The following is a 23607-nucleotide window of genomic DNA, read 5'->3' as shown; positions in this document are numbered from 1 at the left end:
ATGCACGCTATGCATGCATCACTCTTTACAAATCTGCTGGCCAGGAAAAAGGCTTTAGAAAGACAAAGGGCGGGCACAAAAAAACCGCTACTCGGGCAGCAGCTGTGCGGGGTTTAATGAACCTGGCAGAATGCAGAACCATAAAGGCCCACGCGTGCTTCTCAAGCGCCGGACGAATAACGGCATACAAACCAACCTGACGTTACATGAGGGTAGCAAGGTAGATTGGTTACCAGCATGTAGTGCGTGATAATCGTCTAAATATAAACCGACCCAGGCCGTTTTTTTATTTAAAACAATTCCAAGGCCAGCAAAGGTCATCTATGGGTGAAAAGTTGACATAATAGCTAAATGGCTAACCCAATGTTTATTACCTAATGCTAAGCGAGAGAAATGATATAGAACCTGCTCACCACCTCTAATCTTTATTGGGAATATCTCTCGCATCGAAATAATCAATCCCAAGTCCAAAGCTTAACTCAGGACCATCAGGATCACCTTGTATATCGCCAATACCAAAAGTATTAGGAACATTTTTATCTCTGAATTCTTCAAGATCTTTTTCATTTGGAGGAAACTTGTTGCTATTATAAAAATCAGGCAGCGCGTGCAACTCAGAATAATCAGTACCAGCAGGATTATAGGAAAGATAAAAGTTCCTATAATTACCTGGATTTCCTAAATAGTGCCCCTCCTCATATTTATAGAATTTAGATGAGTAGCCAGACTGCAAATAATCAACATCACTTCCAAAATCTTTAAATGTATGGCCAAGTGTCTTACCCAGATATGGTATCTCAGGATGGAAATCCTTATCTTTGCTAGTTACAGAGTAAAGTATTACCGTATTTTTGTTATCATAAACCACTTGTAGATAGAACTTTCTAAAGGAGTAAATATACTCATTTACCTTACCATCCTCAGAGTGTTCTTCCTTTACAGGAGCACCAAAAATTGATTCTATATACTTTATAGACGCCCCGGTATAAATCACATGAAGATTATCTTCCGCTTTCTTTTGGAAAAAATTATTTGCAATATTTTGATATAAATCAAACACTCCATTCAACGCTCCAAAATAAGCCGAAACGGCGAGGACACAACTTAAAAAAACGGCAAAAAAAGATTTTATAATTTTTCTTCTCGGGGGTGCCATATCGACTCTCTTATTTTTAAGAACTGTAAAGGTTGATGCAATATATTATTAAGCAAATAATACGTAAAAACAAAAAATTATGACCAACCATTCATTAACTGCGTCTCAGTTGATATTGGATGAAATTAGTAATAATTTACCATGATGGGTACCAAGGATTACTCCCTCTCAATATAGACACATTGTCAATCACCTCTTTAATAGCAATTTTAAACTCATCCTGTCTTAAAATTTGAATCGCATGCCCCCTTAATTCATTCAAAGTTGAGTAATTGTTTCTTTCTATAATGGCTATAATTACTTTTATGTATGTAAATATTTGTTCAGAAGATTCATCCGCGTTGACTTGTAGTTGATAAAAGTCTTTGCCATCATGTACAAGTTTGTTTCTAACCTCCGTATATAGCTTGTCATAAACTTGTAAATTCTTCTTAAATTTAATTAGTGAGTTATTACAAGTAAGTGCAGCAATGTAAGTTCTTTGCTTCCATCCTTTCCATGCTGGGTCGATATTAGAAAGACCATCAAGTGCAAAAATGAGATTTAAAAACTGTGACTCTTCGCCAATTGAATACAAAGACTGCCTGCATGACCTAATAGCACAAGTGACTACCATAGAAAGCTCATTTTCAATAGCCTTACTGAATACACTAGATAAATAATCTAGCCCTAGATAATAAAGGCTATCAACTTGGGGACCAAGCCAATTATTACTCACGCCAAGCGGTCTTGATATTCCACTAATCAAAAGTGGTTTGAGGTGAGTTCGCTCTAAAGGAATGATTTCCACATCATAGAATCCGCTAGGGCATTGGCCTGCAGGATTCGGAGTGAATTCTTTACGCATAAATGAGCTATGAGAAAATCTGACGAGGTCAAGCGCATATTCAGCCATAGATAAACACTTGTTTATTATGTAGCTATTATGATCAATGGTTGTATTGAGTTTTAATAAATCTTTATAGGACAATTGGCAGTTGAACTGTATATAGGAACCGTTCTGCTCCGATAGACGCTCATATGGTTTATCGTCAAATTGTTTCTTACAATAAAAAATATACTGCCCAATCGATATTGTTTCCTGAATAAAAATATTCTCAATCGGCACAATGATTGTGCACTCCATCTTTTTGTTTTCATCCTCTAAATCAGCGAGCTCTAAATTTGAGTTATCTGACTTAGCTAAGTCTATATTTATCCATTCTAGGCACCTTCGGAAATCTTCTAATATTTCAATATTTTTTTTGGGATGTTTCTCATATTTATAATTAAATGCAATGCCATCACCTTCAGGGAATGTACTGGCCCAGTATCCAAGATCCCTTAACTTTTTAAGAGATATTGAAATCTCATCAACTTTTTCAAGAAAATCATCTTTTTTCCAAACAAGATTACCACTGTAGTTTTCTCGCGGGGGTAACAGCCGGGCTTTCATATAGCTCCTAATACTTCCTAAAAATTGAGGTTGTAAATATTCATCAGACTTATTTACGACAATATAAACTGGCATAAGAAAGCCACTCAGTTATCAATCATAGCAATCTGTCATCTGCATACATTAAAAATGTCTCTGTGCAACTTACGTTCCTGATACAGAACTGACCATTACCAGCGAGTAACGCCTGATAGCGTCACCCACACATGTAGGATTGAGCCTTTTTCATTTAGGTTGAGGTGGTCACCACTAGTGTACACATGTAAACATCACACCTCAAACCACTCATCCTGTAAGGTATTGAAGTTAAAAAATGAGAATATGAACAGTATGAACACTTTCACGCAAAATCATTTTTTTGCTCTTACTGGAGTGATACACATAGCACTCAATGAATGCCAAAAAGTCTAACTGTGTATGGAACTATGTATAAAATAAATTAACCAACAAAATTAAAACCAATAAAAGCAATAAATTGAGCTAAAATCCTTACTCCTGTGATCTTCCACCACTCAGGCCCAGCCATGCTCATCCATCCATCCGACAACCTTCCGTTCTCTGGCGATCCGCGTAAGGAAGAGCTGCGCCAGCGGCTGATGCGACCGGATGCGCCCAAAGTCATTGCCGTGTCACTGTCGAAGGAGCTGGATCGCGAGCGACGCACGCATCGTCATGCCGCCGGTCAGCTGTTTTGTCTGCGCCAGGGATTGATGACGGTGAACACCTCGTCGGGCATTTTTGCTAACCCGCCGCGGCTGGTCGGCTGGATTCCGCCGTGGTTTGACCATGCCCTTGTCGGGCCGGGGCGCGTGCTGGGCTGGACGGTACTGATTGACGAAGCGCTGGCCGCGCCGCTGCCGGATCGGCCGGTGCTGCTCTCCTGCCCAACCGTGCTGGAGCCGCTGGCAGAACGGCTGGCGGTGCTGGAGCCTGAACTGTGGAGCAGCGCGCGCTATGCCCGGCTGGGTCAGGTGTTTCTTGATGAACTGTACGAATCCACGCCGCAGGAACTCACCCTGCCGCTGCCGGATGAGCCGCGGCTACGGCAGATTGCACGCCTGCTGATGGACGATCCGGCTGATACACGCACCGGGCCGGAGCTGGCGCAGTGGGCTGGTTTGAGCGCGCGCAGCCTGAGTCGCCACTGGTCGAACGCGGTTGGCATGAGCCTGAGTAAATATCGTCAGGTGTCGCGCCTGCTCAAATCGCTGGAAGGGCTGGCGGCGGGCCACAGTGTGCAGCAGGTTGCCTGGCAGGTGGGCTTCGACAGCGTCAGCAGCTATATCAGCGCGTTTCGCGCCGCCTTCGGCTCAACGCCAGGCAAATACTTTATGACGCCAGCCGACTCTGCGAATGCAGCATCAGCAGGCTAGCCGGACCGTCAATCGGTGGCAGGCTGTGCCGGTATTTGCGGCGAAACGCGCCCGGCGGCAGGTCAAACATGCGCCGAAAGGTGCGGCAGTAGGTTTGCTGTGAATCGAAGCCAAACTGCAGCGCAATCTGCATCAGCGACGTGTTACTGCTGAGCAGGGTGATGACGGAAGCCGTTAGCTTCCGTTCACGGATATAGGCTCCCAGCGCCACGCCAGTGTAGCTGCGGAACAGCCGCTGCAGATGCCACTGCGAATAACCGGCCCGCTGTGCGACCGTCTCCAGCATGAGCTTTTGTTCGATATTCGCCTCTATCCACATCATCAGCTGATGCATAAAGGCTGCGTGAATATCCATCCTCTCCTCCTGATGCCGTGGTGCGACTCAATCTGCGACATTGTAAAAACAGGACGACTGGCTGTGTTTGCGTATAAAGCCAATAAATAGCGATAACTCGCCAATTTACTTGTCACTACTCCGGCGGGGAGAACACGCTGTTGCACCAGTGCACATAATGTAATATTGTAAGTTACATGATAGATAAGCAGCCGTTCTTTCCGCTGCGCGGATCGTCACAAAGGAGAAAATCTATGCATGCCTTTTTACTCTCTGACACGGGTGTGTGCCTGGCGATTGCGCTGGCCTCAGCCAGCATCGCGATGACCATGACGCAGACCGAACTGTTTGCCGGTTTGCGCGCCTGGACCGCACGCAAACACGCCTTGCTCGGTCATCTGTTTCACTGTTTCTATTGCCTGAGCCATTGGGTAGTGTTTGCCGCGATGCTGATTTACCACCCGACGCTGCTGAACAGCGGTTGGCCGCTGGTCGACTGGATCATGACAGCCTTCATTACGCTGACGCTGACCACGTTTGTCAGCGGTATGATGTTTAAAGTGTTTCAGGCCGCCGTCACCACGCATGTGATGAAGCATGACGCGCAGATCAAATTGCAGAAGCAGGATTAACGGCCGCGCCGGCTAGTCGCTGCAGCGCGGAAAGGTGTGCGGATCCAGCCCAAGGCTGGCCATTTTTTGCAGGTAATCGTCGGCGATGTCCGCCACGGTAATCTGGCTGAAGCGCTGCAGCAGTAGCGCTTCGGCTTCACCCAGCGCCTGGTCAAGCCGGGCGTCCACCGCATGTTCCACCAGGCAGGGCGAAGGATCGGCCGCCGGGCCAATACTGAACAGCGCCGGTGAGCCGATGGCCTGGTACACATCCAGCAGCGTGATATCGTGCAGGTCCGCACGCAGCTCCCAGCCGCCGCCGTGCCCCTTTTCCGACACCAGATACCCCTTTTCACGCAGCCCTGACATCATGCGACGCACCACCACCGGATTGGTGCCGAGCATTTTTGCCATGGCATCGGATGTGGCGCGTTTAACGTGACGATCAAGATGAATGAGCGCGTGCAGCGAGCGGGACAGGCGGTTATCGCGTGGCATGGACGTTTCCTCTGAAATTCCCGCTACTGTAGCAAACCACGCTGGCGGCAACAATTTATCCCGGCTGAGCGTAGATGACGCCCTGACCAGGCATCCGTGTTAATCAGGCTGCCAATAGGAAAAGGCAGACCGCCACAATAAAAGAAATTCCGATGAAAAGGCGATTGGGCATCAGCTAATTAATTAATGAACTGAGTGACAGAAAGGGAATATTTATTTCCCACCAGGAAAGATAACTCCTCCAGGCGGAATAACCACTTCCCTTTTATAATTAATTTAATCTTGTAGGACATAGACTACAAATAATTATTTTATTGTTCTTGATCATACGCAATATATAAAATTCAACGAGCGGCTAAGGTTTGACCTGTCATTCACTCATCAGGAAAAGGTTAACTATGGCTCAGGTCGTTGTGGTTGATGACCATCCGATCGCGCGGATGGCCGTTCGTTATTTGCTGGAACAAAATGGACATACGGTGCTGGCCGAAAGCGCCGATGGCCGGGAAGCGGTAACGTTGATTCAGCAGCAGCAGCCGGATATCGTCATCATTGATATCGACCTGCCGTCGCTGGACGGAATTGAAGTGGTTAAGTCGTTGCGCGATCAGAGTTTTCCAGGAAAAATCATTGTTATCTCCGGGAAAAATGAAAACGTGTATGCCGTGCAGAGCCTGCGCAGCGGCGCCAATGGCTTTGTCAGTAAAAAAACCGATATGCCAGAGATCGCCACTGCTATTCAGGCGACACAACGTGGTTACGGTTATTTCCCGCTGGGCGGTTTTATGCAGCAAATGGAGCAGGAAAGCACGCAGGCGGAGAAAAAAATGATTGAATCATTGTCACCACAGGAGTTTCAGGTTTTTCATCACATTATTAAGGGCCTGAATAATATGCGCATCGCGGCGCGGATGGGCGTCAGTAATAAAACCGTCAGTACTTATAAAAGCCGGTTAATGGATAAACTGCACTGCAAAACCATGAGTGATTTATTTGCTTTCGTGCACCGCAATCAAATGGAAGCCTCATAAATCGTCTGCAAAGAGTTATCGAGACACAGCCGTTTGACGTAGCGCTCACCCTCTCGCTCAGGCCGGTAACCATAACCGTGTGTTGATCGGTAAGTTGCCGTGCAGCAGTTATCATCAAATCCTTGCCAGGCTAACCGACGGTGTGCTGGCAGACACCGTATAACTGCCCAAAGAGGAATTCCGTTTCCTCTGCGCCATCTGCGTTACCGCGGCGCATCCCGCTTACCGCTTCACCAGGCTGCTTTGCCAGGCGTGGAACAGGGTGAGCCAGTTTTGCACCGGCAGATGTTGCTTCTGGCCGGTGCCGAAGCCATGACCGCCCTGCTGGAATAGATGCAGTTCCACGTTGACCTTGTTCTGCCGCAGTGCGTTCAACATGCCCAGCGCGTTTTGCGGTGAGGCGGTGCCGTCGTTCAGCGCCTGCACCAGAAAAGTCGGCGGCGTGTGTGCGCTGACGCGATCTTCCTGCGAAAGCTGCGCCATTTGTTGGGCAGTGAGATCTTTTCCGTACAGCGCCGCGCGCGTGCCGGGGTGGGTCACGCCCTGTTTCAGCGATAGCACCGGGTAGATAAGCGCGCTGAAATCCGGGCGCGCCGACACCTTATCCTGCGCATCGACGGCCTGATAGTTAGCTTCATCGGGAGTGTTGCTCAAATTGGCGGCGAGAAAGGCACCGGCGGAAAAGCCCATCACGCCAATGCGCTCAGGCGCTACCTGGTACTGCTGCGCATTGGCCCGAATCAGCCGCAGCGCTCGCTGGGTATCGGCAAAAGCCTGCTGGCGATACTGCGCTGAACCGTCGTGTGGCAGACGATAAATTAACACAAATGAAGCATAGCCCTGCTTGCTGAGCACGTTGGCCACGTCCAGCCCTTCGAGATCTTTCATAATATAAGAAAAACCCCCACCGGGAATGATTAGCACCGCCGCATGATTATTTTTTCCGGTCGCCGGAACATAAATCATTTGTGGCGCATCGACGTGGGTAACAGCCCGGTTATTAATGGCCGGGTTTTTACTAAAATTAATAAATTTATTATTTGCTGACACTTCATTCGGCCAGATCGGAATTTCCTTATTGGCAAACGCGGCCGGAAGATACAGTAAAAAAAACAGGCTAAATATCCGCAACCCTTTCATCGCACTGGCTCCAAATCCCGAATAAAAACAGTAACAAAAGTCAAACTGAGCGAACAAAATCGCTCAGTGACGCTCCGGCTCCCCGCGAGATAATGAAAAAAACATACTCATCGAAAAATGCTTGTGGAAACGGTAGCAAATAAATATGGCAAAACCTATTCAATATAATATCGGACCAGAAAAAATTAGACTTTTCTCATGTTTACGTTAACAAGACCGTATGTTATAAGTGAATTTTAAACTATAAGAATCTGTGACCATGGGAATTTACTGGATCATAAGTCTTAGCCTGACTTTCGTCGCTATTGTCGAAATCATGTTAAGTAAAAATGAAAACACAGCGCAAATCAGGACGTGGCTTTATTTTGTTGCCGTTGTAGTACTTTTTACTTTTGGCGGTATTCGTGGCCTGGGAACCGGCCTTGATGACTTCCAGTATCGCGACTTCTATGCCCAGTTTATCGATAAAATTATTATCGAAGGTTTCTGGCGTGCGGTCGTGGAATTCCGTTATGAACCAGCCATTTACGCCATTGCCGGTGCGACACGCATCTTTACCGCTAATCCGGACATTTTCATCTTTGTCTTCGCGGTCATCGCTGTTGGTGTCAACGCGCACTACTTCCGTAAGCTGACACCGCTGCCGCTGGTGGCCCTCGCCGTCTACTCTGCGCACCTGTTTATCAACAAAGACATGAACCAGATTCGCTTCGGTTTATGTTCGGCGTTTTTAATGGGCTTCGTCTGGCACATGTCGCGGCGCAGCAAGTCTGGCATGATCACCACCTTCATCCTGTCGTTTATCAGCCACGCCACCGCGATTGTCGCGCTGCTGATTCCGCTGGCGATGATTGTGCGCAAAAACAAATACATCCCGATTGCCATCGTGGTCGCCAGCCTGCCGCTGGCGTTTCTCGGCAGTTCGGCGCTGATCGCCGCGCTCTCCAGCCACCTCGGTGCGCTGGGCGACAGGGCCATGGGCTATGCCGATGCCGATTCACGCCAGGAACAGGGTATTCTGACCCTGTCGAACCTGAAGAATATCGGCTTCGTCTTTATCTTCAGCTACATGTTGCTGAGCGATAAAATTAAAAATTTCGACCCGGAAAAGTTTAATACCTATTACATTCTGGTGATCACTTTTGCCATCGGCAGTGGCCTGAGGATGGCGCTACAGGATTACGCTTCCGGTGGTCGTCTGGCGAACTATTTGCTGCAGGTTGAGCCGGTGCTTATTTCGCTGTGTATCTGGGAAACCAAAAAGCTGAAGAAGGTACTTGCCGTGGCTGTCACCATTCTGATGGTGCTGTACTATCTCTACTACAACACCGTATCGAGCAAGCAGTCGATTGTCGGCTATGAGGTGTCACGCACCTTCCAGCTGTTCCGTTAGGTCCAGAAATAACGCTAGCCAACTGGTTAGCGTTTTTTCATTAATAAGCCCTTTCTCATCGTCATCCAGGGAAAATCCGAATATTTTACTGGTCCTGAACATTGCTTGCTTTTTATGAGGATTAAAATTCTAATAGATTGCACCTGCTCACGCAGAACACCTGTGATAAGAATATTCCGAAGTAACCATGCAAAGTCTTTCATGGCTTTTCCTGGCACGTCGTCACTCAATGAAAGAATGCTGACATGAACGAAAAAAACAATTTTGACATCGTACGACTTTCCCTCGCCTTTATCGTAATGCTGGTGCATTCCGCTGAGGTGACGAGAAACGCCGATATCCGTTTCCTGGCGCATTTTCTCAATAGTGATTTTGCCGTCAAAGGATTTTTCGCAATAAGTGGTTTTCTTATTGCAAAAAGTTACTTAAGAAGTAAATCGCTGACGTCCTATTTTATTAAGCGCGCACAACGTATATTGCCGGCTTATATTTTCACCATCATCATGTGTTTTGTGATTGGCATGTGTCTCACCACCCTGCCGCTGATGGATTTCCTGAAAAATAAAGAAACCCTTAAATATCTGGTCGCCAACTTCTCGTTTCTTAACTTTATTCAGCCGTCGCTGCCGGGCGTGTTTACCAACAACCCCAATCAGCCGCTGGATGGTTCACTGTGGACCATCAAAGCCGAGCTGACGCTCTACGTGCTGCTGCCCTTTATCGTGCCGTTGCTGAAGCGAAGCCCGCTGAAGGTGTGGAGCGTGATTTTTATTATCTCCTGCGCCTGGTACTTCTACTTCACCGCGCTGTACAGCGGCCCGAAAGCCGATACGCTGGCCAAGCAGTTTATTGCGCTGTCGTCCTACTTCTTCTTTGGCAGCCTGCTGGCGGTGCATCAGCCGACCTTTGACCGCCTGAAAGAGATCACCATTGTGTCGCTGGTGGTGTTCCTGCTGTTCAAGAGCACGGATTACGCGTTTATCGTTGAACCGGTGGCGTTTTCGGCGGTAGTGATTCTGTTCTGCACCAGCCTGTGTAAAGAGATTAAAATCAGCCAGTACGGCGATCTCTCTTACGGCATGTACCTCTATCACTGGCCGATTATTCAGGTGCTGCAGCATTTCGGTGTGTTCGATGCCAACGCGTTTGCTGGCCTGGGGCTGACAATTGTGATGACGCTGGCGCTGGCTTACACCTCGTGGAATTTGCTGGAGAGCCGTTTCCTGAAGCGCACCCATCACGCTCAGCCGTCGATTGTGCCACCCACCGCTGCACGCGACTAAACGTTAATCATGCAGGCGCACGTCGCGCCTGCACCAGAGCGCCACCGCTAAATGGTGGCGCCCATCGACAGCTGATAATGCAAATCCACCTGTTCAATGGTGGGCTGCTGGTTAATCTTCTTCAGCACAATTTCCGTTGCCACTTTGCCCATCTCGAAGCGCGGTGTAATCACACTGGCCAGCCGCGGCGTTGTCGCCTGACCAATCTCCAGTCCGTGGAATCCGGCAATCGCCAGCGCCTGCGGCACAGCAATGCCTGCCGCCTGACACTCCTGCAGCACGCCGACCGCCAGATCATCGTTGGTACAGAGAATGGCATCCATCTGCGGATAGAGCTGGCGCGCCAGCGTCATCATGCCAGTGCCAATCGACACCGAAGAGACTTTGTTCGGAACGATGCGTCCGGCCGGCAATCCGGCCGCCGCCACGGCATCGCAATAGCCGGCGTAGCGCTGCTGGTCACGGCGGTCGGACATTGAGCCAAAATAAATCACCCGCTGTTTGCCGCTGGCCAGCAGCATCGCGGTCATGTCGTAGCCGGCACGGTAATTATCAAAGCCGACGTTGATGCGCCCGCGCGTCTCGCTCAGTCCCATCACTTCGGCGACCGGAATGGTGGCCGCGTTGAGATACTTTTCCGCGCGCACGGTATGCACCGACTCGGTCAGGATCAATCCCTGCACGTTAAAAGCCAGTACCGTGGCAATCTGCTCCTCTTCGCGCTGCGGATTGTAGTCGTAGTTGACCACCAGCGTCTGATAGCCGTGGGCGCTGGTGACCGATTCGATACCGGCCAGCAGATCGGCAAAGATTTGATTATTGAATGAGGGGATGAGTACGCCGATGCGCGGCGGTGGGTGCCGCGAGGCCGCGGTGTTTTCCTGTTCGGCGACGTAGCCGATTTCGGCTATGACGCTGGCGATTTTCGCCGCCGTTTCCGCCCTGACCTTTTCCGGCGTGCGCAGATAGCGGCTCACCGTCATCTTGGTGACCCCTGCGAGAGTCGCAATATCGTCCAGAGTGATGCGCTGCGTTTTCATTGCGCGGTCCGCAAAGAGAGCCTGTCAATCAACGTATTATGCCCGCTGGCGAGTCAAAAAAGAAACGCTGCTCCGCCGGTCATACCGCTCGTTCATAGTGCTCAATCACCGCCAGCGCCAGACCGTTGGCCGGATCGATGCGCTGCGGCAGAAAGTGCAGCGCGGTATGGGCAAAGGTAAACGCCAGCGTGCCGGCCTGTGCCGCCTGCTGTACCGCCTGCACAAACGCCGGTTGCGCATTCCACGGGCCGTCAATGATGATGCTGGCCGGATTGACCAGCTGCATCACCTGGCTCAGCGCATGGCCGAGATAGCGGCCGGTCTGCGCCATCAGCTCATACACGATCTCCGGCTCGCTGTCGCCAGACTGCCAGCGTAAGCCGGGCTTACGCCGGGCCAGCTGCTGCTGGATAGCCGGCAGGCTGACCAGCGTCTCCAGACAACCCTGTCGCCCGCAGCTGCAGCGCGCGCCGTTGGGCTGCACGCTCAGATGGCCAATCTCACCGGCGGTCCAGCTGCTGCCGCTGAACACCTCGCCGCGCTCCACCAGCGCGCCGCCCACGCCGTCGGCGATGCGCAGATAGAAGTGGCTTTGCGCTTTATTGAGCTCCAGCTGCTGCACCGCCAGCAGCGCGGCCGCTTTGACGTTATTCATGATGCGCAGCGGCAGCTCAACGCCGCGCCGCAGCGGCGTCAGCACATCGACATCCTGCCAGCCGAGCGGCGCAGAAAAGTGCACCCGTCCGCGCTGAGAATCAATGATGCCGGGAAAACCGATGGCCACGCCCAGCAGCGCCGGATGCGCCGCGCGCAGCGTCTGACACACTTCCGTCAGCTCGTGCAGCAGCCCGTCGGCATCAGCCGTTTCGGTGCGCCAGGTTTGCTCGGCCACCACGCGCGAAAAGTAGTCGCACACGCGCCAGTGAATCGCCTGGCGCTCCACCATGATGCCCGCGCTTTTCAGCTGACCCGCGCGCAGTTCGATCTCAATTTTGGGCCGACCGGCCGCAGCCACGCTGACCGGGCCAAGCTCGTGAATCAGCCCCTGCGCCAGCAGGTCATCGATAATCAGGGAAACGGTGTTTTTGCTCAGGTCGAGCGCCAGCGCCAGATCCTGGCGGGAAGTGATGCGGGTGGTACGCAGCTGCGTCATCACCCGCTTGAGGTTGTTCAGTCGAAGTACCGCTGGTCCTTTCCCGGCTGCTTTCATCGCACCCTCACCTGACAAAGAGTAATAGGTGTAAGTTTAGCAGCCCGCACCGGCGGTTAATCGCCGGTAAAACCGGGTTTTTACCGCTTCTGCCGCGTATCAGTACTCGTCACCGCGCACGCGGCTGCGGTAACTTTCCCAGTCAAAACGCACCCACAGGCTATTACCGAGGCGCATGCGATCCATCACTCGTTCGCCAAGCAGCGTGTTCATGCCGGCCGGATCGAGGTTGGAGAGCATGCCGGTCGGCCGCTTTGACGACGAACGGCGATCGACAATCTGATTGATGATCACTTTCTCGTAGCGCGATTCGCTCTGCATGCCGATCTCATCGATCACCAGCAGATCGACATGGCTGAGATCCTGCAGCAGCCGCTCTTCGGTCAGGTCGCTGCCGCCGCTGAAGGTGCCTTTCATGCTCGACATCAGATCGGCCACCGTGACAATCAGCACGCTTTTACCGCGCAGAATCAGATCGTTACCAATCGCCGCCGCCAGATGGTTTTTGCCGGTGCCGGGACGACCAGAAAACACGAAGCTGGCGATGCTGTTCTCAAAGCCGGCGGCGTATTCACGCGCCAGACTGAGCGCCTTGCGCTGGCCGTCATTTTCGACGCGGTAGTTGTCGAACGAGCAGTTCATGTGCAACTCACGGATGCCGGAGCGGCCCATGATGCGCTGCATCTTCATGGCGCGGTTTTCGCGCACAATCGCTTCTGAGCGCAGCCGGCCCTGCTCCTGATTCCACGCCAGCAGCTCGGCGCCGTTTTTAAATTTTGGCTGCACATCCGCGGGCATAATTTTTTTCAGGCGACTGAAAAGATCGTTCGGCGTTTTCATTACTCACCTCGGAATCCATCGGGAATATCATAATCAGTATTGCTGATCTGGGTGATATCGCGCTTTGGCTGACCGCCGTTGGCGGCGCGGTTCATCTGCACGCTGCGCGCCAGTTTCTGCTGCCACTGTACATGGTGAAACAGCCGGCCTTCTGCCTGCCAGTAGGCGACAAAAGCCGCCAGCTCTGCGGCGGTCACTGGCTCGCTCAGCGCCACGCCCCAGATCGCCGCCTGGCGCTGGAAGTCGCTGTCCGGCTGCCAGCCCGGATACATGGCGAACTTACCCACCGGCACGGCGATCGGCGCGGCGTCGCTGTGAAACAGGCTGTCGTCCAGCGTGACATCATTCGGCTGCTGCGCCGCCGCTTCCAGCGCCAGCAGGTGCGCGAGGCGCTGCGGCGTGATCGCGTAAAACGCCGGAACATTGTTGTGCAGCACCGCCAGCGTGCCGTTATCGGCCTGCTGCAGCGTGGTGAGGGGATCGTGGCAAAAGCCGTCCAGCCCCACCAGCGTTGAAGATAAGATTTTGACTGACATGAAGAAACCTGACGTTGACTCACCCGGTGCACCGGCGACCCGGTGCTAAGCGGTCAGTGTACCTGTTTTAGCACCGGGGATCGCCATAAAACCGCGCGGATTTAGCGCGAGGCGAAGTGCGCTTCAGCCGCCTCAATGCTGACCACGCGACGGCTGGCGCGGGCCGTTGCCAGCGCCGGGCGGGTTTGCCACAGATAGCGCAGCGATGCCACCAGACACAGGCTGTAGCCAAACAGCTCGCTGCCCTCTTCCGCCATGTTCTTCACCACGCGGTTATAGCCATCCAGCATCAGTTGCTGCCACAGCTCATGCATGCCAAACAGCCGCGAGAACACCAGCACCGCCAGCAGCCCGGCGGCCATCATTTGCCAGCTGCGATGCTGCAGCAGTGCCGCCAGGCCCGGCAGGATTTGCCGCGGCTGACGCAGCGCCATCGCCAGCGAGGCCGCGGTGGTTGCCAGCGCAAACCACAGCCATGCGCCGTGCTGCACCACGTCGAACAGAAAATCCATTTCACGAATCAGCATGCAGCTGAAGAAGCCACCGACCAGGATCAGCGCGCTGCGCTGCTGCGGTCGCTGCCAGGCGGCGAGGAAGAACAGTGCGGCAATGGCCGCCAGCATCAGCTCCTGTGTCGCTTCGGTGAAAGAGGTTTCGTGCAGTGCATCGTTCATCCAGTTGACGTCGATGTAGACCATCGCCATACAGAAGACCAGCACCAATCCACTGATGATAAAGGCCGCCAGTTCGCGGCTAATAAGAATAATGTTTTCGCGCATTGTGATACCAAATCAGAAAATAATTAGCGCGCTTATTATATTTCCGCTGGCTGGCACCACTTCTCATTTCATGCCGCTTCAGAAGCTGGCGCTGACGCCGAGGTTGTAAATGAACTGTTCGCCGCTGCTGACCGCGCCGGTCTGGGCGAAGGAGGCGAACGCCGCCATGTTCTGGCCGAGCGGCAGACGGGCACCGACGCTGACATCCATCCAGTTCGTTTCCCGGTTCATCTCTTCCGGCCGATCGCGCGGCGCGGCCGTGCCGTCAAAGCTGAGCTGATGGCTGTAACTCACCTGTGCCCACGGCGATATCCAGCCAAAACTGGAATCCACGCGCCAGCCCAGTGAAGCGATGTGTTCGGCGTTATTACGATCGACCGGCGCGCAGGCGGCGCAGCTCAGGGTGGAATCATCGACGGCAAACTGCGCCACCGGACCGGTGCGCAGGCGGTCATTCATCGGCAGGTTCCAGCCTGCCGAGTAGCGGTTCACCAGCGGCGAGTTGCCGACGCTGGCCGTTTCGCTGTGCAGCGCCATGCCGCCGCCGGGCGGATTGAGCGCGGCATCAAGCAGATCGCTGTCGCGGTTTTCTGTCAACATCAGATGATTACTGGAAATTTTTTCGGCAAGTATCGCATTGTAATCCGGCGCGCTGCTCTCGCTGGCCTGATCCCACGCGTGCGCTGGCAGGGCCGCCACCAGTAGCCACCCACCGCTAAAGGCCAGCACAAGGAGACGCTGGCCGGTCCGCTGACTGTTCTGCCACATGAAAGACTCCTGACGAGCCGGAAGGGATCGGGTTGGCCTTGAAATTGATGATCATCCTGAAGCGTTCACGCGGTTGCAGCGCGAACATCCATAACGTTATTATCGGCACCCATTGATTAACTATTAATCGATTCTTTCAAACGTCAAGCGACTGACCGCTTTTTCCTCATGCTTAGGGAGTGATGCAATGCAGCGATGTGGCTGGGTAACACAGGATGCGCTTTATCTGGCGTACCACGACACGGAATGGGGCGTGCCGCAGACCGATAAGCGCGCCTTATTTGAGATGCTGTGTCTGGAGGGGCAACAGGCTGGCCTGTCATGGATCACCGTGCTGAAAAAGCGCGAGAACTACCGCCAGGCGTTTCATAATTTTGATCCGCAGGCGGTGGCGCTGATGGATGAGGCCGATCTGCTGCGCCTGCTGCAGAACAGCGGTTTGATCCGCCATCGCGGCAAGCTGGAAGCCATCATCAATAATGCCAAAGCGCTGCTAGCGCTGGAGGCCACCGGTGAAGACTTTTCCCGCTTTATCTGGTCATTTGTCGATAACCAGCCGATTTTGCACCGTTATGCGGATTATAAACTGGCGCCCACCACCTCCGAACCGGCCATTGCGCTGTCTAAAGCGCTTAAGAAGCGTGGTTTTAAATTCGTCGGGCCTACAACCTGCCACTCTTTTTTACAGGCCTGCGGGCTGATAAACGATCATCAAACCAGCTGTTTCTGCCATCCCGATAATCTTTAAGGCAAAAGTTTACAAATTAAGACTGCGCCTCACGAATTTCCCCATCATTGAACGGCATAATAGTGCCGTTTTGGGGCATTTTCCCCGTTTCCGTATGAGGGACTTTTCATGAAAAAGCGTGTACTGGCGCTGGCCTTGTTAATGAGCGGCAGCGTGGCGCTGTCGGGTTGTACCACCAATCCTTATACCGGCGAATCGCAGGCCGGGAAATCGGGCATCGGCGCGGGTCTGGGCGCGGTGCTGGGCGCTGGCGTGGGCGTGCTCTCTTCGTCGAAGAAAGATCGCGGTAAAGGTGCGCTGATTGGCGCAGCGTCCGGTGCGGCACTGGGCGGCGGCGTCGGCTATTACATGGATGTGCAGGAAGCCAAACTGCGCGACAAGATGCGCGGTACCGGCGTCAGCGTAACGCGTCAGGGCGATAACATCGTGCTGAACATGCCGAACAACGTGACCTTTGACTCGAGCAGCGCCAACCTGAAACCGGCCGGCGCGAATACGCTGACCGGCGTGGCGATGGTGCTGAAAGAGTATCCGAAAACCGCCGTCAACGTGGTCGGCTTTACCGACAGCACCGGCACGCGCGCGCTGAACATGCGCCTGTCGCAGCAGCGTGCAGAGAGCGTTGCCAGCGCGCTGATCGTGCAGGGCGTGGCGCAGAACCGCCTGCGCACCCAGGGCATGGGCCCGGATAACCCGATCGCCAGCAACAGCACCGAAGCCGGTAAAGCACAAAACCGTCGCGTCGAAATTACCCTGAGTCCGCTGGGCTAAGGCACAGGCCGGTCTGCCGCTGCAGGCCGGCTTTTGACGCGTTTTTACGCGCTTATTGGCGCGCAAAGCAGCAGATAACGCGTAAACGTCGCAGCACGATAGAGCCAGCGATGACTTTATGCTAGCGTGATCAAAATTTGATCAGTGGAAAGCCATCATGTCACTCAAAGCTATCGCCTCCGCCCTTGGCCTCTCTGTGACCACCGTGAGCCGCGCGTTGAATGGGTTTGATGATGTCGCCGCTGCAACCCGCAAACGCATCGAAGAGGAAGCCGACCGGCGCGGTTATCGCCCGAATGCCGCCGCGCGCCGCCTGAAGACCGGCCGTGCCAATGCGGTCGGGCTGGTGTTTCCGGTCAGCAATGCCTCACTCAACGACAGCTACTACAGTGAAATGCTGCTGACGCTCGATCAGCGCCTTGCCCTGCACGAGATCGATCTGCTGTTGCTCCCCGACAAACCGCAGGATCAGCAGCGCAATTTGCTGCGCATGCTGCGCAGCGGCGTGCTGGACGCGCTGATTGTCACCCATACCACGCCGCAGGATGTGCGATTGCAGCGCCTGCAGCAGAAGGGTTTTCGCTTTCTTACGCTGGGGCGCAGCCAGCTGCCGCAGCCTTACGCCTGGTTTGATTATGATAACCATGCCGGAACGCTACTGGCGGCGCAGCACTGCCAGCAGCAGGGCTATACGCGCATCGCTTATCTCGGCGGTAACGAGCCCAGCACCTACATTCTTGACCGCCGGCAGGGGTTTATCGACGCGCTGCCCGCCACGCCCTGCGCGCAGCAGGCTGGCTGGATGGCCGCGCTGCCGCCCTCGCGCCGCGCCGGCTATCAGCAAACCCGCGCCTGGCTGGCGCACGTTATCCAGCCTGACGCCATCATTACCGACTGCAGCCCACTCGGCGAAGGCGCAGCGATTGCCCTGCAGCAGGCCGGGCGTCTGAGCGGCGCGCAGGCAATTCCCCTGTACGTGTACGATGGTCTGCCGCACGACTCCATTATCACGCAACCGGTCAACGCGATTCTGCAATCATCACAGCAGCGGATTGGCGAACGCGTCGCCGAAATGGTGCTGCAGCTGCTGGAAGGCGCGCCGCCCGCGCAGTTACAGACGCTGTGGCAGCCAATGCTGCGCCTCACTTCTGACGCACAGTGATTGCGCGGGTGCCGCGCTGTGATAGTCTTCGCCTGATGCAATTAATCAGGTGTATGTGATGAAAACCAGGCCGCCACGAGCCACAATCAGTGACGTTGCCCGCACGGCAAAAACCGGTAAAACCAGCGTTTCCCGCTATCTGAATGGCGAAGTTCATCTGCTTTCGCCGGATCTGAAAGCCCGTATCGAACAGGCGATTGCCGACCTCAACTACCGCCCCAGCCAGATGGCGCGCGGACTCAAACGCGGCCGCACCCGGCTGATAGGCCTGATCATTGCCGATATCACCAATCCCTACTCGGTGGATGTGCTGAGCGGCATTGAAGCCGCCTGCCGCGCGCGCGGCTTCACGCTGCTGATGTGTAACACCAACAACGAAGTTGACCTCGAACAGCACTACCTGCAGCTGCTCAGCAGCTATCAGGTGGAAGGCATTGTGGTGAATGCAGTCGGGATGCACGAAGAGGTGCTCAACCGTCTGCAGCAGTCGATGTTGCCGATGGTGCTGATTGACCGCAAAATTCCCGACTTCGCCTGCGACGTGGTCGGGCTCAACAACCCGGAGGCCGCCCGCATCGCCACCCGGCATCTGCTGGATAACGGCTACGAAGCGCTGCTGTTTCTCAGTGAGCCGCTCGGCAGCGTCAATACCCGCCGCGAACGTCTCGCCGCCTTCTTTGACACCATCAGCAGCGCGCCACAAGTGGTGGCGGAGAATGCCGAAGTGGTGTTGCATCAGCCGGCACAGCTGGAACAGGTGCTGCAGGCGTTTCATCAGCGCCATCCGGGCAAACGCTGCGCGGTGATGGCAGCCAATGGTGCGCTGACGCTACAGGTGGCGCGGGCGTTACAGCGCCTGACGCTGCGCTGGGGCGAGAGCATTGGCCTGCTGGGCTTCGACGAACTGGAGTGGGCGGCGCTGGCCGGCGTCGGTATCACCACGCTGAAGCAGCCCACCTGGCAGATCGGCTATGCCGCGCTGGAGCAGGTGATCGCGCGTATCGAAGGCAGCGAACAGCCGATTCGCGAGCAGGTTTTCTCCGGCGAACTGATTGTGCGCGGCTCCAGCCAGCCGCTGCGCTAATCCCGCTTTTCACGGCTCACTTCGTGAGCAGGATCATAATTCCGCACTCTGCTACTTTCCTTTGGAACCGGTTCCATTAAGCTTTTTACAGCACATTAACGTGCTGTCCGGCGCAAAACGGTGCGGCGGGCAGTACAGCGAGACAGGCTGGAGGAAAGATGTCGAAAGCGGAAATTATTGTGGTCACGGCCGCCTACGGCGCGCACAAGGTGGCAGAACTGGGCGGCCAGGCAGCGCTGCTGCCGCTGATTAAAGCGGCCGGTGCCGATGGCGTCGAGATCCGCCGCGAGCTGTTCAGCAACGACGAATTGTGCCAGCTGCATACGCTTAGCGACGCGCTGCGTCAGCATCAGCTCAGCGTCAGCTATTCAGTGCCGGAAGCGCTGTGGCAGGCGGACGGTGCGCTCAATCCACGTCTGGCGCAGTTCCTGCAGGAAGCTGAGCTGCTGGGCGCTCAGCGCCTCAAGCTGGCACTGGGTCACTATGTCTCGCTGGCCGATCGCCAGCTGGTCGAGGTGCTGGCCGGCTCGCGCGTCACGCTGGTAATCGAAAACGATCAGACGCCGGACAGTAAGCTGACGCCGATGCTGCACTTCTTCCATCACGCCTGCGATGCCGCGCTGCCGCTGGATATGACTTTCGACATGGGCAACTGGCGCTGGACCGGCGAAGACGCCCTGCAGGCAGCGGCGCAGCTCAGTCGCTACGTGAGCTACATTCATGTTAAGGCGGCGGTGCCGCACGGTGACAGCTTCCGCGCCATTGCGCTGGATGACGCCGACGACAGCTGGCGCACGCTGCTGCAGGCGCTGCCGGCCGATGCACCGCGCGGTATTGAGTTCCCATTAGCCGGCGCAGATTTAGTGGCGGTGACCCGCCACTACGTCGATCTGCTGCGCGCGGTGTAAGGAGTTGAGCATGACACACACCTCTCAGCTGGATGTCGTCACCATTGGTGAAGCGATGGCGATGTTTATCGCCGGGCAAACCGGCGATCTCGCCGCAGCCGATCAGTTCACGAAGCGCATTGCCGGTGCCGAACTTAACGTGGCGATTGGTCTGGCGCGCCTCGGTTTGCAGGTGGGCTGGGTCAGCCGCGTCGGCGACGACAGCTTCGGCCGTTTTACCCTGCAGCAGCTGGCGAAAGAGCACGTTGACCACCGCTGCGTGACCATTGATAACCGCTATCGCACCGGTTTTCAGCTCAAAGCGCGCGTGGACGACGGTTCCGATCCGGAAGTGGAGTATTTCCGTAAAGGCTCCGCCGCCAGCCACCTGTCACCGGATGATTTCGACGAAAGCTATTTCGGCAGCGCGCGCCATCTGCATCTGAGCGGCGTGGCCGCCGCGCTTTCCGATAGCTCGCTGGCGCTGGCTAAACATGCGGCGAAAGAGATGCGCGCCCGCGGCAAAACCATCTCCTTTGATCCTAATCTGCGTCCGGTGCTGTGGCGCAGTGAAGAAGAGATGCGTAAGCAGCTGAATTTGCTGGCAGAATACGCCGACTGGGTGCTGCCAGGTGAAAAAGAGGGGCTGATTCTGACCGGCTACCGTCAGCCTGAAGCGATCGCGGATTTCTACCTCGATAAAGGCGTGCGGGCGGTGGTGATCAAAACCGGCAGCGACGGCGCCTGGTATAAAACCGCCGCGGGCGAACAGGGCCAGATTGCGCCGATCCACGTGGAGAATGTGGTGGATACCGTCGGCGCGGGCGATGGCTTTGCGGTCGGGCTGATCAGCGCACTGCTGGAAGGGAAATCGCTGCCGCAGGCGATTCTGCGCGGTAACAAAATTGGTTCGCTGGCGATTCAGGTTGCCGGCGACAGCGAAGGTCTGCCGACGCGCGCAGCGCTCGGCGATTATTAAACAAACGCACGGACCCGTAGCGGCGCAATTTATTGCGCACATGCAGGACGCAACGTCAACAACGCGCGATGAATCGCGCCGCTACGATGCCGTGCCAATACGCTAAAACTGTCTCTACACCCTAATTTCGAGACGCATCCACAGAATGCGCCCGCCTCAACCAGAGGAGTCACCCATGAAATCGCAGACAATCGCGCCAAAACGCTGGTGGTATATCATGCCCATCGTGTTTATCACCTACAGTCTGGCGTATCTGGACCGGGCGAACTTTAGCTTCGCCTCTGCCGCAGGGATAAATGAGGATCTCGGTATCACCAAAGGCATGTCATCGCTGCTCGGTGCCCTGTTCTTCCTTGGCTACTTCTTCTTTCAGATCCCCGGCGCGGTCTATGCCGAGCGCCGCAGCGTAAAAAAACTGATTTTCTGGTGTCTGATTCTGTGGGGCGGCTGCGCCTCGCTGACCGGTATCGTCAGCAATATTCCGATGCTGGCCGCCATCCGCTTTGTCCTCGGCGTGGTGGAAGCGGCGGTGATGCCGGCGATGCTGATCTACATCAGCAACTGGTTTACCAAATCCGAGCGCTCCCGCGCGAATACCTTCCTGATCCTCGGCAACCCGGTGACGGTGCTGTGGATGTCGGTGGTGTCCGGCTACCTGATTAACTCCTTTGGCTGGCGCGAGATGTTCATCATCGAGGGCTTCCCGGCGGTGATCTGGGCGATTGCCTGGTGGTTTATGGTGCAGGATAAACCGGCCCAGGCCAAATGGATGAGCGACGAAGAGAAAGCGGCGCTGCAGGCGCAGCTGCAGAAGGAGCAGGAGAACATTAAAGCGGTGCGCAACTACAGCGAAGCCTTTCGCAACCGCAACGTTATCCTGCTGTGCCTGCAATATTTTGCCTGGAGCATCGGCGTGTACGGTTTCGTGCTGTGGCTGCCGTCAATTCTGCGTAACGGCACGCAGATGGGCATGGTAGAAGCGGGCTGGCTGTCGGCGGTACCGTATCTGGTGGCGACCATCGCCATGCTGGTGGTGTCGTGGGCGTCGGACAAGACGCAAAACCGTAAGCTGTTTGTCTGGCCGCTGCTGCTGATTGGCGCACTGGCGTTCCTCGGCTCGTGGATGGTGGGCTCCAGCAACTTCTGGCTGTCGTATGCGCTGCTGGTGATTGCCGGCGGGGCCATGTACGCCCCCTATGGCCCGTTCTTCGCCATCATTCCGGAGATGCTGCCGCGCAATGTTTCCGGCGGTGCCATGGCGCTGATTAACAGTATGGGCGCACTGGGTTCCTTCATTGGTTCATGGATCGTAGGCTATCTTAATGGGGCGACCGGCAGTCCTGCCGCCTCCTATGTCTTTATGGGTGCTGCGCTACTGGCGTCGGTGTGGCTGACGCTGATTGTTAAACCGGCGGCCAACAAAACGCCGCCGCCGATTCACGGGGCGAAGCACGCCTGAAAGCGTAAGCGATGACTTTTCCGGGCGACTCAGGTCGCCCGTCACACGTTCTACAGGGAGCAAATAATGAAACCTGCTGTGATTCTGTATAAGAGCCTGCCCGATGACCTGCGTGCCAAGCTGGACCAGCACTTCAGCGTCACGGAAGTAAAAGATGTCTCGCCGGAGACGGTGAAACAACATGCGGCGCAGTTCGCCGCAGCGCAGGGTCTGCTGGGCTCCGGCGGCAAAGTGAATGATGAGCTGCTGGCCAGCATGCCGGCACTGCGTGCCTGTTCTACCGTCTCCGTCGGCTATGACAACTTTGACGTTGATGCGCTCAACCAGCGCAACGTTCTGCTGATGCACACGCCCACCGTACTGACCGAAACCGTGGCCGATACCATGATGGCGCTGGTGCTGAGCACCGCGCGTCGCGTCACCGAGCTGGATAAGTGGGTCAAAGCCGGTGAGTGGAAAAAGAGTATCGACGCTGAGCACTTCGGTATCGACGTACACCACAAGACGCTGGGCATTCTCGGCATGGGCCGCATTGGTCTGGCACTGGCGCAGCGCGCGCACTTTGGCTTCGGCATGAACATTCTGTACAACGCCCGCCGCCAGCATGAAGAGGCGGAAACCCGCTTTGGCGCGCGCGCCTGCGATCTGGAAACGCTGCTGAAAGAGAGCGATTTTGTCTGCATCAGCCTGCCGCTGACCGAGCAGACGCACCATATGATCGGTGCGGAACAGCTGAAACTGATGAAGCCGAGCGCGATTCTGATCAACGCCGGACGCGGTCCGGTGGTCGATGAGCAGGCGCTGACCGCCGCACTGAAAGACGGTACCATTCACGCCGCCGGGCTGGATGTGTTTGAAGTCGAGCCGGTGCCGGCCGATGCGGAAATCCTCACGCTGCCGAACGTGGTTGCACTGCCGCACATCGGCTCTGCCACGCATGAAACGCGCTACGGCATGGCGCGCGATGCGGTCGACAACCTGATCGCCGCGCTGAGCGGTAAAGTGGAGAAAAACTGCGTTAACCCGCAGGTCCAGGCTTGATCCCACGGCTTTAGCCATTGCGCCTGCCGGTTGCGGGCGCTATGGTGGT

At 54.9% G+C, this 23607-nt stretch carries 25 protein-coding genes; 13 read left to right on the top strand and 12 right to left on the bottom strand.

The genetic code is table 11. From position 1 onward, the window contains the following. Nucleotides 1-418 precede the first annotated feature (418 nt). On the bottom strand, nucleotides 419-1156 hold the full coding sequence (locus tag F3J36_RS22530; RefSeq protein ID WP_166720634.1) for an ETEC_3214 domain-containing protein: 738 nt from the start codon (nucleotides 1154-1156) through the stop codon (nucleotides 419-421). Nucleotides 1157-1292: 136 nt separating this feature from the next. Next, nucleotides 1293-2666 carry a hypothetical protein gene (locus F3J36_RS22525; RefSeq protein ID WP_247653238.1) on the bottom strand — a complete coding sequence of 458 codons (1374 nt, stop codon included), beginning with the start codon at nucleotides 2664-2666 and terminating at the stop codon, nucleotides 1293-1295. Nucleotides 2667-3115: 449 nt separating this feature from the next. Here F3J36_RS22525 and F3J36_RS22520 point away from each other — a divergent pair, with 449 nt between their 5' ends. Next, nucleotides 3116-3964, top strand: a complete 849-nt coding sequence (locus tag F3J36_RS22520; RefSeq protein WP_166720633.1) for an AraC family transcriptional regulator — start codon at nucleotides 3116-3118, stop codon at nucleotides 3962-3964. Here F3J36_RS22520 and F3J36_RS22515 read toward each other — a convergent pair. Beyond that, a complete protein-coding gene (locus F3J36_RS22515; RefSeq protein ID WP_021506873.1) occupies nucleotides 3921-4319 on the bottom strand; it encodes a helix-turn-helix domain-containing protein in 399 nt (132 codons plus the stop codon). The genes F3J36_RS22520 and F3J36_RS22515 overlap by 44 nt on opposite strands. Before the next feature lie 233 nt (nucleotides 4320-4552). On the opposite strand from F3J36_RS22515, the gene F3J36_RS22510 reads away from it, so the two are divergent. Continuing rightward, complete coding sequence (locus F3J36_RS22510; RefSeq protein WP_021506874.1) at nucleotides 4553-4930, top strand: hypothetical protein; 378 nt, start codon at nucleotides 4553-4555, stop codon at nucleotides 4928-4930. Between the two features lie 12 nt (nucleotides 4931-4942). Here the strand turns inward: F3J36_RS22510 and F3J36_RS22505 are convergent, their stop codons facing one another. Continuing rightward, the gene (locus F3J36_RS22505) at nucleotides 4943-5407 is read right to left on the bottom strand and encodes an Rrf2 family transcriptional regulator (RefSeq protein ID WP_088516177.1); all 465 of its coding nucleotides are present in this window, start codon (nucleotides 5405-5407) and stop codon (nucleotides 4943-4945) included. A 398-nt stretch (nucleotides 5408-5805) separates the two neighbouring features. On the opposite strand from F3J36_RS22505, the gene F3J36_RS22500 reads away from it, so the two are divergent. Further along, a complete protein-coding gene (locus F3J36_RS22500) occupies nucleotides 5806-6438 on the top strand; it encodes a response regulator (protein ID WP_104189529.1) in 633 nt (210 codons plus the stop codon). A 222-nt stretch (nucleotides 6439-6660) separates the two neighbouring features. On the opposite strand, the gene F3J36_RS22495 is transcribed toward F3J36_RS22500, so the two are convergent. Continuing rightward, nucleotides 6661-7404 (bottom strand): alpha/beta hydrolase, encoded by a 744-nt coding sequence (locus F3J36_RS22495; RefSeq protein ID WP_371742077.1) that lies wholly within the window; start codon nucleotides 7402-7404, stop codon nucleotides 6661-6663. A gap of 490 nt (nucleotides 7405-7894) precedes the next feature. Between F3J36_RS22495 and F3J36_RS22490 the strand changes: the two genes are divergently transcribed. Beyond that, nucleotides 7895-8971, top strand: coding sequence for an EpsG family protein (locus tag F3J36_RS22490; protein ID WP_247653236.1), 1077 nt, complete (start codon nucleotides 7895-7897; stop codon nucleotides 8969-8971). Between the two features lie 26 nt (nucleotides 8972-8997). Here F3J36_RS22490 and F3J36_RS22485 read toward each other — a convergent pair whose 3' ends face one another. Next, nucleotides 8998-9174, bottom strand: a complete 177-nt coding sequence (locus tag F3J36_RS22485) for a hypothetical protein (RefSeq protein ID WP_166720630.1) — start codon at nucleotides 9172-9174, stop codon at nucleotides 8998-9000. 42 nt (nucleotides 9175-9216) lie between these two features. Here F3J36_RS22485 and F3J36_RS22480 point away from each other — a divergent pair, with 42 nt between their 5' ends. Further along, nucleotides 9217-10254 (top strand): acyltransferase, encoded by a 1038-nt coding sequence (locus F3J36_RS22480; protein WP_058758174.1) that lies wholly within the window; start codon nucleotides 9217-9219, stop codon nucleotides 10252-10254. 47 nt (nucleotides 10255-10301) lie between these two features. On the opposite strand, the gene F3J36_RS22475 is transcribed toward F3J36_RS22480, so the two are convergent. From F3J36_RS22475 to F3J36_RS22450, 6 genes are all read right to left on the bottom strand, one after another. Then, nucleotides 10302-11294 carry a LacI family DNA-binding transcriptional regulator gene (locus tag F3J36_RS22475; RefSeq protein ID WP_166720629.1) on the bottom strand — a complete coding sequence of 331 codons (993 nt, stop codon included), beginning with the start codon at nucleotides 11292-11294 and terminating at the stop codon, nucleotides 10302-10304. Between the two features lie 79 nt (nucleotides 11295-11373). Next, nucleotides 11374-12504 (bottom strand): ROK family protein, encoded by a 1131-nt coding sequence (locus tag F3J36_RS22470; protein WP_021506882.1) that lies wholly within the window; start codon nucleotides 12502-12504, stop codon nucleotides 11374-11376. A gap of 99 nt (nucleotides 12505-12603) precedes the next feature. Next, nucleotides 12604-13344 (bottom strand): DNA replication protein DnaC, encoded by a 741-nt coding sequence (dnaC, locus tag F3J36_RS22465; protein WP_021506883.1) that lies wholly within the window; start codon nucleotides 13342-13344, stop codon nucleotides 12604-12606. Further along, a complete protein-coding gene (gene dnaT / locus F3J36_RS22460; protein WP_021506884.1) occupies nucleotides 13344-13880 on the bottom strand; it encodes a primosomal protein DnaT in 537 nt (178 codons plus the stop codon). Before dnaT ends, dnaC begins: the two co-directional genes overlap by 1 nt. 101 nt (nucleotides 13881-13981) lie before the next feature. After that, nucleotides 13982-14659, bottom strand: a complete 678-nt coding sequence (locus F3J36_RS22455; protein ID WP_059010246.1) for a hypothetical protein — start codon at nucleotides 14657-14659, stop codon at nucleotides 13982-13984. A gap of 78 nt (nucleotides 14660-14737) precedes the next feature. Then, nucleotides 14738-15427 carry an autotransporter domain-containing protein gene (locus F3J36_RS22450; RefSeq protein WP_166720628.1) on the bottom strand — a complete coding sequence of 230 codons (690 nt, stop codon included), beginning with the start codon at nucleotides 15425-15427 and terminating at the stop codon, nucleotides 14738-14740. A gap of 187 nt (nucleotides 15428-15614) precedes the next feature. On the opposite strand from F3J36_RS22450, the gene F3J36_RS22445 reads away from it, so the two are divergent. From F3J36_RS22445 to ghrB, 8 genes are all read left to right on the top strand, one after another. Then, nucleotides 15615-16175, top strand: coding sequence for a DNA-3-methyladenine glycosylase I (locus F3J36_RS22445; protein ID WP_058775606.1), 561 nt, complete (start codon nucleotides 15615-15617; stop codon nucleotides 16173-16175). Between the two features lie 108 nt (nucleotides 16176-16283). Beyond that, entirely contained in the window at nucleotides 16284-16946 is a 663-nt protein-coding gene (locus F3J36_RS22440) for an OmpA family lipoprotein (RefSeq protein WP_088516171.1), read from the top strand. A gap of 157 nt (nucleotides 16947-17103) precedes the next feature. Next, nucleotides 17104-18108 carry a LacI family DNA-binding transcriptional regulator gene (locus F3J36_RS22435; RefSeq protein WP_104189516.1) on the top strand — a complete coding sequence of 335 codons (1005 nt, stop codon included), beginning with the start codon at nucleotides 17104-17106 and terminating at the stop codon, nucleotides 18106-18108. 58 nt (nucleotides 18109-18166) lie between these two features. Beyond that, nucleotides 18167-19192: a LacI family DNA-binding transcriptional regulator gene (locus tag F3J36_RS22430; protein WP_058770743.1), complete on the top strand. Its 1026-nt coding sequence runs from the start codon at nucleotides 18167-18169 to the stop codon at nucleotides 19190-19192. Between the two features lie 158 nt (nucleotides 19193-19350). Beyond that, entirely contained in the window at nucleotides 19351-20100 is a 750-nt protein-coding gene (locus F3J36_RS22425; RefSeq protein ID WP_166720627.1) for a sugar phosphate isomerase/epimerase, read from the top strand. Between the two features lie 10 nt (nucleotides 20101-20110). Then, nucleotides 20111-21058, top strand: a complete 948-nt coding sequence (locus tag F3J36_RS22420) for a sugar kinase (RefSeq protein WP_058758183.1) — start codon at nucleotides 20111-20113, stop codon at nucleotides 21056-21058. A 175-nt stretch (nucleotides 21059-21233) separates the two neighbouring features. After that, a complete protein-coding gene (locus F3J36_RS22415; protein ID WP_021506893.1) occupies nucleotides 21234-22517 on the top strand; it encodes an MFS transporter in 1284 nt (427 codons plus the stop codon). Between the two features lie 66 nt (nucleotides 22518-22583). Beyond that, nucleotides 22584-23558: a glyoxylate/hydroxypyruvate reductase GhrB gene (ghrB, locus tag F3J36_RS22410; RefSeq protein ID WP_058758185.1), complete on the top strand. Its 975-nt coding sequence runs from the start codon at nucleotides 22584-22586 to the stop codon at nucleotides 23556-23558. Nucleotides 23559-23607 lie beyond the last annotated feature (49 nt).

The organism is Pantoea sp. Cy-640 (assembly GCF_011752635.1).
Lineage (GTDB): Bacteria > Pseudomonadota > Gammaproteobacteria > Enterobacterales > Enterobacteriaceae > Pantoea > Pantoea dispersa.
Note: the sequence above shows the minus strand (reverse complement) of the source record. Positions and strands in the feature narration are given on the sequence as shown.

What these genes read in the sequence shown, in the direction of transcription:
- F3J36_RS22490 (WP_247653236.1), top strand. Translation starts at nt 7,895, where the DNA reads ATGTTAAGTAAAAATGAAAACACAGCGCAAATCAGGACGTGGCTTTAT.
- F3J36_RS22530 (WP_166720634.1), bottom strand. Translation starts at nt 1,156, where the DNA reads ATGGCACCCCCGAGAAGAAAAATTATAAAATCTTTTTTTGCCGTTTTT.
- F3J36_RS22445 (WP_058775606.1), top strand. Translation starts at nt 15,615, where the DNA reads ATGCAGCGATGTGGCTGGGTAACACAGGATGCGCTTTATCTGGCGTAC.
- F3J36_RS22435 (WP_104189516.1), top strand. Translation starts at nt 17,104, where the DNA reads ATGTCACTCAAAGCTATCGCCTCCGCCCTTGGCCTCTCTGTGACCACC.
- F3J36_RS22505 (WP_088516177.1), bottom strand. Translation starts at nt 5,407, where the DNA reads ATGCCACGCGATAACCGCCTGTCCCGCTCGCTGCACGCGCTCATTCAT.
- F3J36_RS22520 (WP_166720633.1), top strand. Translation starts at nt 3,116, where the DNA reads ATGCTCATCCATCCATCCGACAACCTTCCGTTCTCTGGCGATCCGCGT.
- dnaC (WP_021506883.1), bottom strand. Translation starts at nt 13,344, where the DNA reads ATGAAAACGCCGAACGATCTTTTCAGTCGCCTGAAAAAAATTATGCCC.
- F3J36_RS22470 (WP_021506882.1), bottom strand. Translation starts at nt 12,504, where the DNA reads ATGAAAGCAGCCGGGAAAGGACCAGCGGTACTTCGACTGAACAACCTC.
- F3J36_RS22450 (WP_166720628.1), bottom strand. Translation starts at nt 15,427, where the DNA reads ATGTGGCAGAACAGTCAGCGGACCGGCCAGCGTCTCCTTGTGCTGGCC.
- F3J36_RS22420 (WP_058758183.1), top strand. Translation starts at nt 20,111, where the DNA reads ATGACACACACCTCTCAGCTGGATGTCGTCACCATTGGTGAAGCGATG.
- ghrB (WP_058758185.1), top strand. Translation starts at nt 22,584, where the DNA reads ATGAAACCTGCTGTGATTCTGTATAAGAGCCTGCCCGATGACCTGCGT.
- F3J36_RS22515 (WP_021506873.1), bottom strand. Translation starts at nt 4,319, where the DNA reads ATGGATATTCACGCAGCCTTTATGCATCAGCTGATGATGTGGATAGAG.
- F3J36_RS22495 (WP_371742077.1), bottom strand. Translation starts at nt 7,404, where the DNA reads ATGATTTATGTTCCGGCGACCGGAAAAAATAATCATGCGGCGGTGCTA.
- F3J36_RS22485 (WP_166720630.1), bottom strand. Translation starts at nt 9,174, where the DNA reads ATGAAAGACTTTGCATGGTTACTTCGGAATATTCTTATCACAGGTGTT.
- F3J36_RS22430 (WP_058770743.1), top strand. Translation starts at nt 18,167, where the DNA reads ATGAAAACCAGGCCGCCACGAGCCACAATCAGTGACGTTGCCCGCACG.
- F3J36_RS22440 (WP_088516171.1), top strand. Translation starts at nt 16,284, where the DNA reads ATGAAAAAGCGTGTACTGGCGCTGGCCTTGTTAATGAGCGGCAGCGTG.
- F3J36_RS22510 (WP_021506874.1), top strand. Translation starts at nt 4,553, where the DNA reads ATGCATGCCTTTTTACTCTCTGACACGGGTGTGTGCCTGGCGATTGCG.
- F3J36_RS22415 (WP_021506893.1), top strand. Translation starts at nt 21,234, where the DNA reads ATGAAATCGCAGACAATCGCGCCAAAACGCTGGTGGTATATCATGCCC.
- F3J36_RS22525 (WP_247653238.1), bottom strand. Translation starts at nt 2,666, where the DNA reads ATGCCAGTTTATATTGTCGTAAATAAGTCTGATGAATATTTACAACCT.
- F3J36_RS22425 (WP_166720627.1), top strand. Translation starts at nt 19,351, where the DNA reads ATGTCGAAAGCGGAAATTATTGTGGTCACGGCCGCCTACGGCGCGCAC.
- dnaT (WP_021506884.1), bottom strand. Translation starts at nt 13,880, where the DNA reads ATGTCAGTCAAAATCTTATCTTCAACGCTGGTGGGGCTGGACGGCTTT.
- F3J36_RS22455 (WP_059010246.1), bottom strand. Translation starts at nt 14,659, where the DNA reads ATGCGCGAAAACATTATTCTTATTAGCCGCGAACTGGCGGCCTTTATC.
- F3J36_RS22480 (WP_058758174.1), top strand. Translation starts at nt 9,217, where the DNA reads ATGAACGAAAAAAACAATTTTGACATCGTACGACTTTCCCTCGCCTTT.
- F3J36_RS22475 (WP_166720629.1), bottom strand. Translation starts at nt 11,294, where the DNA reads ATGAAAACGCAGCGCATCACTCTGGACGATATTGCGACTCTCGCAGGG.
- F3J36_RS22500 (WP_104189529.1), top strand. Translation starts at nt 5,806, where the DNA reads ATGGCTCAGGTCGTTGTGGTTGATGACCATCCGATCGCGCGGATGGCC.